The sequence below is a fragment of the Roseomonas sp. CAU 1739 genome, from assembly GCF_039839775.1.
Taxonomy (GTDB): Bacteria; Pseudomonadota; Alphaproteobacteria; order Acetobacterales; family Acetobacteraceae; genus Neoroseomonas.
Genome location: NZ_JBDOQQ010000003.1, coordinates 444,807 through 459,528, shown reverse-complemented (window position 1 = coordinate 459,528; position 14,722 = coordinate 444,807). Strand labels below are relative to the sequence as shown.

Here is a 14,722-nt window from a genome sequence, read left to right as displayed (position 1 = left end):
TTCGGCATTGCTTGGACGGGACCAGGTATCGCACGCCAGCGGACGCCGTCAAAGCAGCCGAACCGGCACCGCCACGCTGCCCTGCATCAACCGTCGCGCGGAACGAAACACCACGGCGCTGTCCGCCACCCAGCCGGCGCCGGCGCGCCGCACCTGCGCACCCACCGACAGGATGCCCGAGGGGTTGACGACCCGAAGCTCGTCGTCCCGGGGCGCAGCGGCCAGGGCATGCGGCAGCGATCCTTCGATCCGGCATGCGACGCCGAGCGCCATCCCGCCGGTCAGCGGCACGGCGCGGTGCGCGCGTTCCATCGAGATCGTGCGCACCGCGACTTCATGCGTCCCGGCGGCGATGATCCTGCCATCAAGCGCGCGATACTCGGCGGGCGCCGCGACGAACGCGACCTTGGGGATGGCGAGTGGCGCGGCCTCGGGCGTGGCGCACAGGCCCATGCGGACTGCGGCGACACGTCGCAGCGCGTCCAGCAGCGCCATGATGGCTGGTCGGGCCTCGATGGCATCGGGGCTTTCCATGCCGGTCAGGCCGAGTTCGGCGGCGTCGAGGAACACGCAGGCGTTGGCGGAGTCGATCATGGTGGCGCGGTATGGGCGGCCGTCATGCTCCAGCACGTCGGTCGCATTGCCGGTCGGCAGCAACGACCCCGTCGCGCCGCCGCCGGGGGACAGGAAATCCAGCCGGATGCGCGCGCCGGTGCCGGACACGCCGGCCATGGCGAAATCGCCCTCGGTCGCCGCCCGCCTGCCGCGCACCAGGAAGCGCGCATGGATGATGCCCTTCGTGTTGACCTGGTGGATGCGCACCAGCGCGTCCCCATCGCTCGCGCGTACCAGCCCCTCATCCACCGCGAAGGGGCCGACGGCGGAGGACAGGTTGCCGCAATTGCGCGACCAATCCACCGACGGCCGATCCACCGCGACCCGGGCGAAGGTGCAGTCCACATCGGCATCCGGGTGTGTCGGCGGCCCGATGATCGCAGCCTTGGACAGGGACGATGTCCCGCCCCCCATGCCATCGAGCTGCCGCCCATGGGGATCCGGGCTGCCCAATACGGACAGGAAGATCGCATCCTGCCTGGCCCGGTCGGACGGCAGGTCCTTGGCGCGGAAGAACACGCCCTTGGACGAACCGCCCCGGAGGAAGACGGCGGGAATCAAGGCCTGGTCCATGTGACGTTTCCCCGATGCGGCGCTATGCTGTCGCCGTATTGCCAGCCGGGAGGGATGCCCATGCTCGATCGATCCGCCAAGGGCGTTTTCGTCATTGCCCCCACGCCATTCCTGCCGGACGGGTCGCTCGACCTGGCCAGCACCGACAGGATGACCGACGCGTTCATTGCCGCCGGGGCGGCGGGGATGACGATCCTCGGCGTGATGGGCGAAGCCCCGAAGCTGACCGAGACGGAAAGCCTGACCTTCGTCGATCGGGTGTTGAAGCGCGTGGCGGGGCGGGTGCCGGTCGTGGTGGGTGCGTCCGCCCCCGGCTTCGCGCAGATGAAGGCGATCGCGCGCGGATCGATGGACCTCGGCGCGGCCGGGATCATGGTCTCGCCGACGCCGGGGCTGAAGGGCGATGAGGCCGTCGTGTCCTATATCGCCCAGGCGGTGGACGTGGTGGATGCGCCCTTCGTGCTGCAGGATTATCCGCAGCTGACGGGCATCACCATGACGGCGGCGATGATCGCGCGCATGGCACAGGACCCGCGCGTGGTGATGCTGAAGGCCGAGGACTGGCCGGGCTTGGACAAGCTGACGGCGGTGCGGAAGCTCGAAGCCGAGGGCAAGATGCCGCGCGTGTCCATCCTGGGCGGCGTCGGTGGACAGTTCCTGCCGGAGGAGTTGGCGCGCGGCGCGGATGGAATCATGACCGGCTACGCCTATCCCGAGATGCTGGTGAAGGTCTGCGCGCTAATGGGGGCCGGCAAGCGTGACGCGGCGCAGGATCTGTTCGATACGCATCTGCCGCTGATCCGCACGGAGGTCCAACCGGGCCTCGGCCTCGCCATCCGCAAGTATGTGCTGAAGAAGCGCGGCATCATCGCGCACGACACGCTGCGTGCGCCGGGGCCGAAGATGTCGAAGGAGACAGCAGGCGAAGTGGACTACCTGATGGGGCGGCTGGAGCGGGCGGAGGCGCGGCTTGCCGCATAGCGGCAGGTCGCCGCTGTCATGACGCCGGCTGGGCTGCATGAGGCGCTTCTGATCGGGTCCTGGAATCTGCGCTCCTGGGACCGCCAGATCGTCGCGACCGGGCAGGCCGGGCCGGCGCGTGGCCCGGCACGGCGTGGCTCGCTTGTGTACCTGCCGGGCGGCCGCATGATCACCCTGATCATCCAGCGAGACCGGCCATTGCCGGCGGCGATGCCGCCAACGACCGAGGAGAAGGCCGCGCTCTACGACGGCATGCTTGCCTATTCCGGCAGGTGGCGGCTCGATGGCGATGTCGTCGTCCACCGCATCGAGACTGCGTGGAACGGGGTCTGGAGCGGCTCTGAACAACGACGCCACGCCGTTCTCGAAGGCAGCATGCTGACGTTGCGCACGCCGGCATTTATTGAACCGCTGACCGGCCAGGAAGCCGTCCACACGCTCGTATTCCAGCGCGACGGCTGACCTGCGGGAACGCCGGGAGGCCTATGTCGTTCGGCCGAGCACGCGGCGGATCGAGAAGGACGACTGGATGCGCGCGACCCCCGGCAGCCGCGACAGCTGCTCCTTGTGGATGCGCTCGTAATCCGGCGCATCCCGCGCCTCCACGCGCAGCAGGTAGTCCGACATTCCCGTCATCAGGTAGCACTCGCGCACCTCCGGCAGGCGGCGCACGGCGCCCTCGAACCGTGACAAATGTTCCTCCGTCTGCCGGTCCAGCGTGATCTGCACGATCACCGTCACCGTCTCTCGCGCCTCGGGTTCGTCGATGATGGCGGTGTAGCCGCGGATCACGCCGCTGCGTTCCAGCAGCCGCAGCCGCCGCAGGCAGGCGGATTGGGACAGACCCACCGCCTCGGCCAGGGCGGCATTGGTCATCCGCCCATCCTGGCGGAGGGAGCGGAGGATCCGCAGGTCAGCATCATCGAGGCTTGGCATGATCTGCGACGGTTTCGCAGAATCTGCGACCAAGAGCCAGCCATATGGCATAATCCGCGCCGTTTCCGCAGCACCTGCGACACCGATCCGTCACACCATTGCCGCATCGAAGCATTCATCCGGCAGAGGGTGTCCCCATGCGCGTCATCGTCCTTGGCAGCGGCGTCGTCGGCGTCACCAGCGCCTGGTACCTGGCCCGCGCGGGGCATGAGGTAACGGTGCTCGAACGCCAGACCGCGGCGGGGATGGAGACCTCCTTCGCCAATGCCGGGCAGCTCTCCTACGGCTATTCCGCCCCCTGGGCCGGCCCGGGCATCCCGGTGAAGGCGCTGAAGTGGATGATGATGCGCCATCGCCCGCTGGTGATGTGGCCGCGTGCGGATCGCCGTCTCTACACCTGGCTCGCGCAGATGCTGGCGAATTGCACTGAGGCCGCCTACCGCATCAACAAGACGCGCATGGTGCGGCTGGCCGAATACTCCCGCGATTGCCTGGGCGACCTGCGGCGGGAGACGGGCATCGCCTATGACGGGCGCTCCATGGGCACGCTGCAGCTGTTCCGCACGCAGAAGCAGCTCGACCATGTCGGCGACGACACCGCCGTGCTCGACACCTTCAAGGTGCCTTATGAGGTGCTGGACCCCACCGCCTGCATGGCGGCCGAACCTGCGCTGAAGCATGTCGCCGGCAAGTTCGTCGGCGGCCTGCGCCTGCCGGGCGACGAGACCGGCGACGCCCACATCTTTACCCAGCGCCTGGCCGCCATGGCCGAGGCGAGCGGCGTGAAGTTCCGCTACGGTGTGACGATCCGTGGGCTGAACACCGAGGGCGATCGCATCACCGGCGTGGTCACCGATAGCGGCGTCGAGACGGCCGACAGCTACGTCATCGCGCTTGGCAGTTTCACGCCGGAGCTGCTTGCACCGCTCGGCGTGCGCGTGCCGGTCTATCCGGTGAAGGGCTACTCCCTGACCATCCCCATCAAGGAGGAAGCGGGCGCGCCGGTTTCCACCGTGATGGACGAGACCTACAAGGTCGCCATCACGCGCCTCGGCGACCGCATCCGCGTGGGCGGCACGGCGGAACTCGCCGGCTTCTCCCTGCAACTGCGCAAGCCGCGGCGGGAGACGCTGGAGCATTCCGTCACCGACCTTTTCCCGAAGGGCGGCGATGTGGCTGAGGCGTCCTTCTGGACCGGCCTGCGGCCGATGACGCCGGACGGCACGCCGGTCGTCGGGCCGACGCGGTTCCGCAACATGCATCTGAACACCGGGCACGGCACGCTGGGCTGGACCATGGCCTGCGGGTCCGGCCGGGTGCTGGCGGATCTGGTCACCGGCAGGAAGCCGGAGATCGAGACGGCGGACCTGTCGCTGGAGCGCTACGCGGCGGCGTGACTTGGGGACGGCGCGGCGCCCTTTGGGCGCTGAAATTGCGCGAGGCCCGTGGTAGGACCGGAAGGGGCTTTGCCCCCTCCGGATCACCCCCACCAAAGGCTTAAGGCCTTTGGAAACCTTGACCTGGTACCGGGGATCGTGGGTGTTCATGGCGTGCGACGGATGCGCGCTCCCCGACGTTCAGAATGCCTTCCGGCCGCCATGCCCGGAACACGCCTCTCCGCGGTGGAGCCCCATACGGGCACAGAACCAAGTCTCGGCGGTCCAGGGTGCCCTGGCACCCTGGCGGGGTGAGGTTTGGAGAGGGGCAGAGCCCCTCTCCAACTGTCAGCGCAGTCCCTGTCACGCGGCGGCCGGCGGCCTCCGCTCGACCGCAAGGTCCAACTCGCGATCCGCCGGATCCACCTTCGCCTCCAGCGCATCCAGTGTCGTGGTGAAGGCCGCCCGCAACGCCGCCTTGCGTTCGGCCGGCAACCAACATGCATCAACGCCGGCCAGGCTCAGCTTCCGCGCCTCCGCCACGCCCCAGCCCGCATGGTTGAACACCACGCGCCAGCCATGCCCGATGGTGGTCGCGAACATGGTCGGATCGTCGGTGCCGAGCACGATGTTCAGCCCGGCTTCCCCCATGCGCCTGATGCGCTCCAGGCGCGGGATGCGGTTCGGCAGGATGGAGGACCAGCAGGCCATGGTAAATGGCGTGCCATCCTCGACCATGCGGGTGACGAGATCCGGGTCGGCCAGCATGTTGTAGCCATGATCCAGCCGGTCGCAGCCCAGCGCATGGCGGCAGTTGATGACGTGGCTGGGCGGGCCTTCGGAGAGCGTCTGGTTGTCTTCGCAGACATGAGCAGTGCGGAACAGCCCCATGCGGCCGGCGCGGCGCCAGGCCTCCAGCCAGACCAGCGGCGGCCCGCCGCGTTCGGCGCCGTCCAGGCCTACGCCGACGACGCGCGGATGCGGATGGGCCTGCATCCAGGCCAGCATCTCCAGCGCCTCGGAGGGCACGCAGACGCTGCGGTCGATGCAGGCGATCATCAGGGAGGAGACGCCGAAATCGCGTTCGGCGCGTTCCAGCCCGGCGGCGAGACCTTCGACCATCAGCGGATAGGTCGCGCCGTTCGGCGCGTAGTAGTGCGGGTTGAAGAAGATCTCGACATGCCGCGCATTGCCGTGGCGATGCATGTCCTCGATGCATTCATAGGCGGCGCGCTCGAAATCCTCGCGCCGCTTCACCGCCAGCGCGCCGAGGCGCAGCACTTCCAGGAAGCCGTAGAAATCCTTCCACTGATAGAGCGTCTCGGCCGGGCGCGGCAGCGTCACGCCGTTCGCGGTGGCGATCTCGTGCAGCGTCGTCGCGCGCATCGCGCCGGCGATGTGGCAATGCAGCTCGACCTTCGGCACGGCATCGAGGAAATCCGACCAGGACAACATCGCCTCAGCCCCCCCGCCGGATGTTCCACAGGAACATCGCCGGGCCGACCGGCACATCGGCCAGTTCGGCGCGCCAGGCCGACGGTGCGACGAACTGGCCGAGCGGCATGTAGAAGCCGGCTTCGGCCGCGGCGCGGTGCACCTGCTCGGCGGCCGCCTTGCGGGCGGGTTCGTCGGCAGCGGCGGCAAAGGCAGCGCGCCCGGCCTCCACCGAATCCAAAGCCGGCCAGCCGACGAAGCCCCGCGCACCGGCGCCATTGAGATAGGCGTTCTGCAGCGGCGTCTGCATGTCGGGCACGGTGTTGGTCGTATGGAAGATGTGCCAGCCCTCCGGCCGCGCGCGGCGGCCGAAGAAGGTGTTGAGGTCCATCGTCATCAGATCGACCTTGAAGCCGAGCCGCGTCAGCAGGTCCTGTGACACCAGGCCCAGTGCCGCGATGCCCGGCGCATCGGCCGGATGCAGGATTCCGATGGGCTTCGACAAATCGGCGCCTGAATCGAGCACCGCCCGTCGCGCGGCCTCGAAATCCGTCGCCGCGGGCATGCCCGCGCTGGTCTCATAGGGCGTGCCGCAGCCATACATGCTGCGGCACTCGCGCGCGAAATCAGGCCGACCGGACACCGCCGCCATGTAGTCCGACTGCTGCACCGCCAGCATGACCGCGCGGCGCACTCGCACATCGTCGAACGGCGCCTGGGTGTGGTTGAAGCGCAGGATGCCCTGGTAGCCGAAGGGCGAGACCACCTGCACCTTCACCGCGCGGTTGCGCTCCAGCGCCGGCAGCACATCGGCGGGGACGCGTTCGAGGTAATCCACCTCCCCGGTGTTCAGCGCGCTGACCTGGGTGGAGACATCGGGCATGGCGATCAGCTCGATGCGTTCGAAGGTCGGGCGCTTGGCGCCGGATGCCCAGACCGAGGCCTCGCCGCGCGGCACATAGGCGGCGTTGCGCGCGAGAACGATACGTTCGCCGGGGCGGTATTCCCCGGCGACGAAGCGATAGGGGCCGGAGCCCATCGGCTCTGTCACCGGCCGCGCCGGCGGGGTTTCCGCCAATCGCTTCGGCATGATCATCGGCACCATCGCACCCGGCTTGGCCAGGGCCTCCAGCACCAGCCCGAAGGGGCGGGAGAGTTTCAGGCGGAAGGACCGCGCATCGACCGGCTCCAGTGATTCCGTCGCGGCGATCAGGAAGGCGCCGAGCGAATCCCTCGCACCCCAGCGGCGGATGCTGGCTGTGCAATCCTGGGCGGTGACCGGGCTGCCATCGTGGAAGGCCAGGCCCTCCCGTAGCGTGAAGGTCCAGTCGCTTCCATCCGCGCTGCGCGTCCAGCGTTCGACCATCTGGGGCGTTGGTTCCCAGCGGTCATTCACCGCGAACAGCGTGTCGTAGACAAGGTAGGCGAAGTCGCGCGTGGTGAAGCTGGTGGTGAAATGCGGATCGAAGATCGTGGTCAGGGTTTCCGGCACCACGCGCAGCGTCGCGGCGCGAGGGCCTTGTGCGCCGGCGGCATGCGGCAGCAGCGCAGGGGCGGCAAGGGCTGCGAGAAGGGAACGGCGGCGCATGGCAGGCCTCGCGACGGGTCAGGGATCGCCGCGATGGTCCTGCGTTTCACCGCGGCGTTCAAGCCGCGGCCCGCCGGGGCGGAAGCCGCCCCGGCCATCACGAATTCAGGCCGCGCGGATGCGGTCGAGGAAGCTGCCGATCTCGCCGCGCAGCCCGCTCGATTCGCTCGACATGCTGCGGATCGCGGCGACCATCACATCGGTGACCTCGTGCATCTGCCCGGCTGATTGCGTCACCTCGCCGATCTCCACCCGCATCGCATTGGTGCCAACCGCCGTGCGCTGGACGCTCTCGGCGATCTCGCGCGTCGCGTGTCCCTGCTGGTCGACCGCCGAGGCGATGTCGGCGGAGACGTCACTCATCTGCGCGATGCGGTGGCTGATGCCCTGGATCGCCGTCACTGCACCGGCCGTCGCCGCCTGGATCTCGGCGATCTGGCGGGAGATGTTCTCGGTCGCCTGGGTGGTCTGGCTGGCCAGGCTCTTCACCTCCGAGGCGACAACCGCGAAGCCCTTGCCGGCCTCCCCGGCGCGGGCTGCCTCGATCGTCGCGTTCAGCGCCAACAGGTTGGTCTGCGCCGCGATGTCGGTGATCAACTGCACCACCTGGCCGATCTCCTGCGCGGCCGCCGCCAGGCTCTGGACCGATGTGTCGGCGGCCTGCGCCTCTCGCACGGCCTCCTGCGCCATGCCGCTGGCATTCTGCACGCGCCGCGTGATCTCGACCACCGAGGCGCTGAGCTCCTCGGTCGCCGCCGCGACGGTCTGCACCTCGGAGGAGGATTGGTCGGCCGTCGCCGCGACCGAGCCGGCGCGCGTGCCGGTCGTCTCGCTGGCCGCGGCAACGGTATCGGCGGCGCGCGTCATCGCCTCGGTTGCCTCCGTCAGCCGGCGCAGCGCGACCTGCGCGACGCTATCGAAGCCGCTCACCTCGGCATCGATGCGCGCGGCGCGCTCGGCCTTGGCGCGTTCCTCGGCCTCGCGCGCATGCTCGGCCGCCTGGCTGCGCAGCCCGGCTTCCTTGAAGGTTTCCAGCGCCTGGGCCAGTTCGCCCACCTCGTCATGCCGGCCAAGATGCGGCACGGCGACATCGAGACGGCCGGCGGCAACGGTGGTCATCGCCGCGGTGATCTCGGTCAGCGCGCCGAGCACCTTGCGGCGGAACAGCCACGCGCCGATGCCGAGCGCGGCAAGGAACACGCCGAGGGCGGCGGCCACCATGATCAGTTCACGCCATGCATTGGCGAGCGCGGCCTCGGCACCGACCCGCAGTTCGGCCACGGCGACGTCGCGCAGTTCGGCGACGCCACGGAAGCCGTCGATCACGCCGTTCCAGCCCGCCTCGTCGATCACGGGCACGCCCTGTCGGGCCTCATCCACCGTGCGGTCGGTCAGCCGCTTGTTGGGGGCGACGACACGTTCCATCACCCCGTCGTAGCTGCGCTTCAGCGCGGGGAAGGCTTCGTCGTTCTCCATCCGCGACCGCATTTCGGAGGTCAGTGCGTCAAAGCGGCCAAAGGCGGTGTCGATGCGCCGCAGCTCCTGTGGTGTCGCGGCGCGCCGGGCGCGCACGGGCGGGCCGGCCGGCACCAGGAAGCCCGAGATCGCCTCCCGCATGTCGACCGTCAGCCGGGCCATGGAGGCCGCGGTGAGCAGCCCGCTGTCGAGCCGGCCGATCTGCTGCTCGATCGTGGGAATGAGGCGGGTGAACTGCGTCTGCGCTGCCAGGCTGCGGTTCGAGAGGTCGGGCTGCAGGGCCATGCGCTGGTCGCGGTTCTGGCTTCGGCTCGCCTCGGCATCGCGGCGGATGGCGGCCAGGCTGGTCTGCAATTCATTGAGGGCGGCGCCGACGCTGCGCGGCAGCCGCGGGCCGGCCTGCTCGATCGCGCGGCGGGCCTCGACAAGCTGGGCGTCGACCGCCGCGCGCGTCTCCTGGAAGGCGGCTCGCGTCGCGGCTTCCTGCGCGACGTCAGCGGTGACGAAGCGCGTCAGGGCGGCACGATCCTCGGCGATCAGGATGGGCAGCCGGGTGATGCTGCCGAAGGCCGCGCTGGTCGCCACGGCCTCATCCGCCCGATCGACGGCCTGGATGCCGGACCTCAGCAGCAATCCGCCGGCCACCAGCGTGATCACGGCGATGCCGCCGAGCGCTGTCGTCGCTATGGTTCGAATGCGCACTCGCTCAAGCTCCTGCCGCGGCGCCCGGCTCGTTGCGGGCATGGGGACGGGGCGGCCGACCCGCACCCGGCGGCATCATGCCGCGCAGCCGTTAATGGAGCGTGCGCGCGGAACCGCACCGGTCGATGCCCGTTCCGCCGGGGGTTGGTGCTGCGGCCGATCCGCGCCACGCTGCGCCATCCGCAATGGGAGACAACGCCATGCCCAAGATCGCCATCCACGTCGAATTCCGCCCGCATCCCGGCAGCCACGCCGCCTTCGACGCGCTGATCCGCGAGCACGCCCGCCTGACGCAGCAGGAAGAAGCGGGCTGCGAGCGCTTCGAGGTGCTGCAGCCGCTCAACGCCGATGGCAGCAAGGACGAGAGCCGCATCATGCTGGTAGAGGTCTATACCGACCGCGCGGCGGTGAAGACGCATACGCAGAACCCGCGGATGCCGCTGGTGCGCGAGGCCTACGCGCCACTGATCGCCGAACGCATCCTGACGATGTGCGAGTTGTAGCGCGCGGCCCCGGGCCGGGGCGTCAGTCGAGTACCCGGCCCTCGCGGTCCAGCCGGTCGAAATAGGCGACGACGCGTTCCATCATGCCGACGATGTCGCGCTGGTCCTTCTCGCGCGGCGCAGCGGCGGCAGCGATGGCGCGCAGTTCCGGCCGGATGTCGACGCCGGCGGCGCGCAGGCCGAAGGCCGCCGCGAAGACGCCGGTCGTGAGAGTGTGGGTGCGGTCGTAGAGCAGCGCCAGGCTGTTGGGATCGGCCGGGTCGATCGCCTCCGCCATGGCGACGATGCCGGCGGCGCGCCGGCGCACGGCGTCGCCGAGGGCCGCCGGCGCCGGGCGCATCTCCCCCACCAGGTACATCGCGTCGCGCGCGGTGTCGGCATCGTCCGAGGCGATCCGCGCCTCCATCAGCGGCACGAAATCCGGGCGGTCCCGCACGGCGGCGAGGGCGCGGGCGCGGATTTCCAACGGCACCGCGACGCCGGTGAAAGCGAGCCAGGCTTCGGTCGGCGCGTCCGGCCCCGGCAGCGGAGCGGGGCCGGCAGGGGCGGGCACGTCATCGGGCGGCGGTGGCGGTGGGCGCAAGACGACGCGGGAGCGCACTTCGTAGGTGACGCCCTCGGCCGTCGCGTCGCCGGACGACGAATCGGGTTGGCGCCAACCGGTCCAGGGCCCGTCGGCGGTGGCCGGGCGGGCAGGGACCTCGCTGGTAAAGAAGCGGGTGGTGCCGCCGGACAGCATCACGCCGATCACCCGGTCGCCGACGCTGATATGGATCGGCACCGAGCCGGGGATGATCCAGCGGCCATCTTCGAGCCGGGCTTCCTCGATGAGCAGCGGGCCGGTACGCCCGCTTCGCTGCGCGCCGGAATGCAGCGAGACGTAGGTGTATACGCTTCCGTCCACCACCGGCTGCGGCGTGCCGGCCGGCAGGCGGATCTGGATGGCGAGGTCGATCGGCTGGCCGCCGACCAGCGGTGGCACTTCCCGCGAGAGCCAGGCGAGGCCGCCCAGCAGCGTGATGATGCCGAGCACCCCGCCCAGGCCGATGCCGAAGCCGCGCAGCGCGCCATCCAGGCCCGGTCCGCCGGTCACCCGGCACAGCACCATGCCGATGATGGTGCCGCCGATGAAGCCGAGCAGGATCATGAAGGCGACGAAGATGCCCGAGCCGCCTTCGCGGGCCGAGATGCGCAGCCAGGGCACCGCCGCATCGGCGACGACGCCTCCGTAGACCCCGGCGATAAGGCCGATCAGCAGGCCGAGCAGGATGGTGGGCATCCAGGGCATGGGGCGTGGTCCGTCAGTCTTCGCGTTCGATGCGCGACATGCCGTGACGATGGCGGCAGATGTCCAGGATTCGTTTCACCACGGCTTCGCGTTCGTCGGGCGCGATCGGCACCCAGCCCGCCCCATCCGGCAGGGTCCAGCCGTTCAGCGTGCGCGGCAGCAGGCGCGGCGGGTCGCCGAAGGTGCAGATGACGGTCGCGGTGCGCCCGCCCTCGCGATAGGTCAGCATCTCGCCACGGTAGTCGAATGCGATCGCATTGTCGGGTGGTGGCGGGGCCGGCCGGGCGACAGGTTGCCGGGCGGCGCGGATCGCATCCATGTCGGCGGGTGGGGGCGGCGGGCCGGGCGGTTCCAGCACGAAGAAATGCCGCTGCGCGTCGGTCCATTCGCCCGACAGCAGCGCGCTGTCGCGGGCGCGGAAGGACAGTTCCGCATCATCGGCGCGCGGCCGGGTCGTTACCGGCCGCGCCAGCATCACGCAGGCCCCGATCGGCGGCGCGGGGAAGCTGTGGCTGACCTCAACGACGGCATTGCCGGTGGTGAGTTCGGCCTCGACCAGGCGGCGCAGGCTGGCCGGGAAGCGGTCCAGTTTGCGCTGCCAGCCGGCGTTCAGCGGGCGCGCACCAGCAGCCGCCTTGCGCGTTCCACCACGGGCAGGTCGATCATCTGGCCTTCGAAGGCGACCGCGCCTTTGCCCTCGGCGAGGGCTTCGTCGAAGGCCGCGATCAGGCGACGGGCGCGTTCCACCTCGGCGGGGGAGGGCCCGTATTCCTCGTTGATGATTGGCACCTGGGCGGGGTGGATGCAGGCCTGGCAGGCGAAGCCCAGCGCCCGCGACCGGCGCAGGGAGGTGCGATACGCCGCAAGGTCCGAGAAATCCGCGAAGGGCCCGACCGAACCCAGCGGCTGGATGCGCGCCGCCCGCGCCGCCGCCACCACCATCATGGCGTAGACGTAGAGCATGTCGCCGCTCGGCACGGCCTCCAGCTCGGTGGACAGGTCCTCCGCACCGATGCCGAGGGCGACGACGCGAGGATCGGCGGCGGCGATCGCGCCCAGCAATGGCAGCGCGTCGGGCGTCTCGACGATCGCGGCAAAGCGTGTGTGGCCGACCGGCATGCCCAGCGCCGCCTCGCGCGCCGTGACGACTTCCGAGAGCAGGCGGATATGCTCCGGCCCCATCACCTTCGGCAGCATCAACGTGCCGACGGCGGGCATCACCGCCGCAGCGATATCCGGCACGGCGAGGTCGAGCGCGCGGTTGATGCGCACCGCGACCTCCGCCCCCGCCTGCCCGACGCTGGCCGCCGCCGAGGGCAGCGCGGCGCGGGCGGCGGGCTTGTCGCCGGGCGGGATGGAATCCTCCAGGTCGAGGATCACCACATCGGCCCCGCGGGTATGCGCCTTGGCGATGAATTTCTCGCCGGTGGCAGGGACGAACATCAGCGACCGCCAGGTCGCCGGCGACGGGCGCGTCATGCGAAGGAAGCCTCCAGCTTCGCGCAGAGATACCCGTCCTTGTCGGCCGCCCAGCACTCGACCTTGCCATCGGCCGGTGCGGCGCCGCACAGCGTCACGGTATCGCCCACCCACAGCGGCCGCGCGAGCCGCGCGGTGAAGCTGGTGATACGTCCCGGCGCATGCTTCAACGCGGCATCGAGCATCAACTGCATGGTCAGGCCGCCATTCTGCACGGTGGCCGGGTAGCCTTCCTCATCGCGCGCATAGTCCGCGTCGTAATGGATGCGGTGCGCGTTCCAGGTCACCGAGGAATAGCGGAACACCAGCGGGGAGGAGAGCAGCTTCGTCTCGGACCACGCGGCATTGTCCGGGGCTGCGACCGGCGGTGTGGCAGCAGTCGGCTGGCCGGGCGGCGGCGCCTCGCGATACATCGCGTCGAACTCGTCCACCGCGACGGTGCGGCCCTCACATTCGATGACATGGCGCATGGTCAGGATCGCCATGCGCCCGGTGCGCCCGATCTTGGGCAGCACCTGCGCGACGATGGCGCGCTTGATCGCCGGCGTGCCGATGCGCAGCGCCTCGTTGATCGTCACGCGACGGCCGGCGCCCATGCGGCGCGGCAGCGGGATCGGCGGCAGGAACACGCCCTTGTTGGGGTGGCCGTCCGGCCCGATGTCGGACTGTTTCGCGATGTCGGGGAAGAACATGGTGAACCAGTGCGGCGGCAACGCGTCGCCCTGCTTCAGGCTGGCTGGGTCGATATCCAACATGCCCGCGATGCGCCGCGCGGAGGACAGGCCGATCTCGTCCTCCACGATGCGCTCGCGGCCCACCCAGTTCTGCAGGCCGGCGATCGCGGTCTCGAATTCAGCGTCGGTTGTCATCAGTTCATCGTGTCCCAGCAGAGGCGCGCAAGGCGGCCGGCCGTCATGTAGCTCGCCGCGAAGCCAGGCATGCCGTCCGGCATGGTGAGCGGCACCTGGTCGGTATAGACGGTGATGACGAAGCGCGGCTTGCCATCCTTGTAGACGACGCCGGCATCCATCCGCCCGCGCGGCCCGCGGCCCGTCTTGTTCGCGACCTTGGTGCCTTCCGGCAGCAGGCAGGGGATCAGGTTGCGCAGACGCTGCCAGGACAGGATATCGAGCGCGAGGCTGCAGAGTTCCGGCGTCGAACCCAGCGCCGTTGCGGCGGCGGCGTTCGCAGCACCGGCAACCATGCGGTCCAGCAGCAGCCCTTGATCCAGTGCAGTGGTCGTCGCCAGCGCGTCGCGCGCCACGTCCCAGGGCAGGCCCGGCGGCGGGAAGTTGGCGCGATGCGTCGTGCCGGTCATGCCGATGCCCTGGCACCAGGCGTTGAGTTCATCGCGGTCCAGCCGTTCCAGCACCATCTGCGTGGAGACGTTGTCGCTGGTGATGATCATGTTCACGAAGGCGTCGCGCAGCGGGATCACGCAGCCCGGCGTCATATACTGGTAGGTGCCGCTGGCGACGCCTTCCTGCAGCCGCGCCTCGATGGTGCAGGGGTCGTCCAGCCGCAGCTTGCCCTCATGCACCTTGGACAGCGCATGCATCAGGATCGAGGTCTTGCGCGTGCTGGCGGATGGCATGACGACATCGCCGCCGCGATCGGCCTCCCACCCCGTGGCGAGGTCCTTCACGTACCAGGTCGTGTCGAAAGGTTGCGCGTCGCAGATCGCGTTTAGCCGCGCGGCGAGGTCTTGCATGGGTGGTTCCTCCGGATGGCCGGAAGGCTAGCCCCGCTTCCGCCACGTGGCCAGGGCGCG

At 69.8% G+C, this 14,722-nt stretch carries 14 protein-coding genes; 4 read left to right on the top strand and 10 right to left on the bottom strand.

Going from position 1 to position 14,722, the window contains the following annotated elements; all coding sequences use genetic code 11:
• Positions 1-48 precede the first annotated feature (48 nt).
• The gene (locus AAFN86_RS08300; protein ID WP_347542819.1) at positions 49-1,188 is read right to left on the bottom strand and encodes a PrpF domain-containing protein; all 1,140 of its coding nucleotides are present in this window, start codon (positions 1,186-1,188) and stop codon (positions 49-51) included.
• Between the two features lie 60 nt (positions 1,189-1,248).
• Between AAFN86_RS08300 and AAFN86_RS08295 the strand changes: the two genes are divergently transcribed.
• Together AAFN86_RS08295 and AAFN86_RS08290 are read left to right on the top strand one after the other, a co-directional pair.
• Positions 1,249-2,169: a dihydrodipicolinate synthase family protein gene (locus AAFN86_RS08295; protein ID WP_347542818.1), complete on the top strand. Its 921-nt coding sequence runs from the start codon at positions 1,249-1,251 to the stop codon at positions 2,167-2,169.
• Positions 2,170-2,187: 18 nt separating this feature from the next.
• Positions 2,188-2,631 (top strand): lipocalin-like domain-containing protein, encoded by a 444-nt coding sequence (locus tag AAFN86_RS08290; protein WP_347542817.1) that lies wholly within the window; start codon positions 2,188-2,190, stop codon positions 2,629-2,631.
• 21 nt (positions 2,632-2,652) lie between these two features.
• Here the strand turns inward: AAFN86_RS08290 and AAFN86_RS08285 are convergent, their stop codons facing one another.
• Entirely contained in the window at positions 2,653-3,105 is a 453-nt protein-coding gene (locus AAFN86_RS08285) for an Lrp/AsnC family transcriptional regulator (protein WP_347542816.1), read from the bottom strand.
• 137 nt (positions 3,106-3,242) lie between these two features.
• Here AAFN86_RS08285 and AAFN86_RS08280 point away from each other — a divergent pair, with 137 nt between their 5' ends.
• Positions 3,243-4,502 (top strand): D-amino acid dehydrogenase, encoded by a 1,260-nt coding sequence (locus AAFN86_RS08280; protein WP_347542815.1) that lies wholly within the window; start codon positions 3,243-3,245, stop codon positions 4,500-4,502.
• A gap of 342 nt (positions 4,503-4,844) precedes the next feature.
• Here AAFN86_RS08280 and AAFN86_RS08275 read toward each other — a convergent pair whose 3' ends face one another.
• The 3 genes from AAFN86_RS08275 to AAFN86_RS08265 form a co-directional block, all read right to left on the bottom strand.
• A complete protein-coding gene (locus tag AAFN86_RS08275) occupies positions 4,845-5,936 on the bottom strand; it encodes an adenosine deaminase (RefSeq protein WP_347542814.1) in 1,092 nt (363 codons plus the stop codon).
• 4 nt (positions 5,937-5,940) lie between these two features.
• On the bottom strand, positions 5,941-7,503 hold the full coding sequence (locus tag AAFN86_RS08270) for an ABC transporter substrate-binding protein (RefSeq protein ID WP_347542813.1): 1,563 nt from the start codon (positions 7,501-7,503) through the stop codon (positions 5,941-5,943).
• A 105-nt stretch (positions 7,504-7,608) separates the two neighbouring features.
• On the bottom strand, positions 7,609-9,681 hold the full coding sequence (locus AAFN86_RS08265) for a HAMP domain-containing methyl-accepting chemotaxis protein (protein ID WP_347542812.1): 2,073 nt from the start codon (positions 9,679-9,681) through the stop codon (positions 7,609-7,611).
• 200 nt (positions 9,682-9,881) lie between these two features.
• Between AAFN86_RS08265 and AAFN86_RS08260 the strand changes: the two genes are divergently transcribed.
• Positions 9,882-10,184 carry a putative quinol monooxygenase gene (locus tag AAFN86_RS08260; RefSeq protein ID WP_347542811.1) on the top strand — a complete coding sequence of 101 codons (303 nt, stop codon included), beginning with the start codon at positions 9,882-9,884 and terminating at the stop codon, positions 10,182-10,184.
• Positions 10,185-10,206: 22 nt separating this feature from the next.
• Here AAFN86_RS08260 and AAFN86_RS08255 read toward each other — a convergent pair whose 3' ends face one another.
• From AAFN86_RS08255 to AAFN86_RS08235, 5 genes are all read right to left on the bottom strand, one after another.
• Positions 10,207-11,472, bottom strand: a complete 1,266-nt coding sequence (locus tag AAFN86_RS08255; protein ID WP_347542810.1) for a hypothetical protein — start codon at positions 11,470-11,472, stop codon at positions 10,207-10,209.
• 13 nt (positions 11,473-11,485) lie between these two features.
• Positions 11,486-11,947, bottom strand: a complete 462-nt coding sequence (locus tag AAFN86_RS08250) for a hypothetical protein (RefSeq protein ID WP_347542809.1) — start codon at positions 11,945-11,947, stop codon at positions 11,486-11,488.
• Positions 11,948-12,081: 134 nt separating this feature from the next.
• Positions 12,082-12,951 carry a CoA ester lyase gene (locus tag AAFN86_RS08245; RefSeq protein ID WP_347542808.1) on the bottom strand — a complete coding sequence of 290 codons (870 nt, stop codon included), beginning with the start codon at positions 12,949-12,951 and terminating at the stop codon, positions 12,082-12,084.
• The gene (locus AAFN86_RS08240) at positions 12,948-13,820 is read right to left on the bottom strand and encodes a hypothetical protein (RefSeq protein ID WP_347542807.1); all 873 of its coding nucleotides are present in this window, start codon (positions 13,818-13,820) and stop codon (positions 12,948-12,950) included. Before AAFN86_RS08240 ends, AAFN86_RS08245 begins: the two co-directional genes overlap by 4 nt.
• Positions 13,820-14,662, bottom strand: coding sequence for a serine hydrolase (locus tag AAFN86_RS08235; protein WP_347542806.1), 843 nt, complete (start codon positions 14,660-14,662; stop codon positions 13,820-13,822). Before AAFN86_RS08235 ends, AAFN86_RS08240 begins: the two co-directional genes overlap by 1 nt.
• Positions 14,663-14,722 lie beyond the last annotated feature (60 nt).